Source organism: Chamaesiphon sp. OTE_20_metabat_361 (assembly GCF_031364565.1).
In genome coordinates this window covers 1-1,831 of the sequence record NZ_JANLWO010000073.1, presented here as the reverse complement: position 1 = coordinate 1,831, position 1,831 = coordinate 1, and the positions used below count along the sequence as shown (strand labels likewise).

The 1,831-nt window shown below is 47.4% G+C and carries 2 protein-coding genes; one reads left to right on the top strand and one right to left on the bottom strand.

Going from position 1 to position 1,831, the window contains the following annotated elements:
- Positions 1-414: 414 nt before the first annotated feature.
- Entirely contained in the window at positions 415-984 is a 570-nt protein-coding gene (locus RMO35_RS01960; RefSeq protein ID WP_309738187.1) for a hypothetical protein, read from the bottom strand.
- 398 nt (positions 985-1,382) lie between these two features.
- On the opposite strand from RMO35_RS01960, the gene RMO35_RS01955 reads away from it, so the two are divergent.
- Positions 1,383-1,831: trypsin-like peptidase domain-containing protein (locus RMO35_RS01955; protein WP_309738184.1), on the top strand; the 449-nt coding region annotated here is incomplete at its 3' end.

Here is a 1,831-nt window from a genome sequence, read left to right as displayed (position 1 = left end):
CTAGAAATCCCCCTGTCTTGTCGTTTTTTTATTCGGGGGGAACCCAAGACATAAAAACGCCGCAGCTTGTCTTGTCTCGCTAAAACCTCGGGGAACCCGAGGAGCGCGAGCCGCTGGTGCAAGCCATGGGTCGGGAACCTCCGCGTGATTGCATCCGCTAAATCCCCCTTAAAAAGGGGGACATTGACCGGATCTTATCCCCCTGCTTGGTGCAAGCCATGGGTCGGAAACCTCCGCGTGGTTGCATCCGCTGTCTTGTCTTGATTCGCTAAACCCTCGGGGAACCCTACGTCTCGCGAATCGCTGACCCAAACACATGGGTCGGGAACCTCCGCGTGATTTGGGTCGCTTTTTAAGGGGGTTTGGGGGATTTAGATCTACGATCGTAGCAAATAAAACTTTCTAAATAGCCTCTTAATTCCATTGGTAATGTTCGGGAACTAGATCGTCAGGCGCAAATAAATGAGGACTCATCGGTGCAGAAGCGGTATCGTACCAAGACTCCAGTAAATCTTGAGTTTCCTGCATTTCTCCGATCGACAAATCGCGGGGGATAATAATCCCGATACTGCGATCGGGAATAGCCACATAATAGCCATCGGGAAAGTATTTATCCAGATAAGGCGAGAGCAAGATTCGTGAGGAGCCAAACCCATCATTGTGCATCATAATCGCCCAGACAACGCTACCATCTTTACGGAGCTTTTGATGCGTCCATAGTTCTTGGGACGCTACCTTGAGATTGATGACTGCTCGTTGTTGCCAATCGATCCCTTCAGCTTCCCATACCTCTACCATTTCAGGCGTGACATTCTGATAGGCAACTTTCCCTTGGGGATGGCGATCGACGATTACCCAGCTCAGTGCATAATCCCGTAAGGGTAACTCTTCATGCGGCGAATCCCAGAGCTTGGATTTGAGACAAGTTGAATGGATGATGAGGGGCATCAAGCGATCGATCGCATCAATGATAGTTCCGGACATAATGCAGATTTGGGGAATTTAGTTCGATGCACTTATATTACCCACCAGCTTCATATGAGTTCACATTTAGTCAGATTGTTTTGGAAAGAGATGGGAGGTGGGAGATGGAGGATGGAAGGATCTCAGAGGGTGTCTGAAAAGGCTTTTCAGTTTGAATCGCAGATCTAAATCCCCCTTAAAAAGGGGGACTTTAAGAGCAAGCTTTTTAAGGGGGTTGGGGGATTTGGATCTGAAAACGCAGCAATTAGACTTCTCAGACATCCTCTCAATAGTGGCTGAATTAAAGGCAGAAATTCACTTCATTTGTCAGCTCGAACTAAAACCAGCCGTTCGGCTCAAGCTTTGGAACTTAGATCTAGTGTTAGGATTCTTAAAAAGTGGATCTCGATGTGCTGAAGATGAAAAATTATCTATTGCCGATTGCGCTGTTTGGTACCACCGCTCTAGTCACTTATGCTTTGCCGAGTACAGCTCTGTCACCGCCAGAAATTCAGCAGATTGCCAATCGATCTACCGTTAGTATCGATCGCTGCGATCGAGGCTCCGGGACGATCGTGCGAAAAGATCGCAATACATATACAGTACTAACATTAGCGCAGAGTGTCAGGAATAGTGCCTGTGAAATAGTCACGCCAGACAATCGCCGCTATCAAGTTTCTCAAGTCAAAGCGTTTCCAAATAGTATCGATTTGGCGCTAGTGAGCTTTATAACTAATAATAACTATCCAGTTGCTACACTAGTCGCTAATTCCGATCGCGTCGAAGCTGGCGAACGGATTTATGTCGGTGGATTCGGGCAAACTTCAGCCAGTTCCAAACCAGTATTTACCTTCGCTAAAGGCGATCT

Coding starts and splice junctions, on each gene's coding strand:
- RMO35_RS01960 (WP_309738187.1), bottom strand. CDS start 984: ATGTCCGGAACTATCATTGATGCGATCGATCGCTTGATGCCCCTCATC.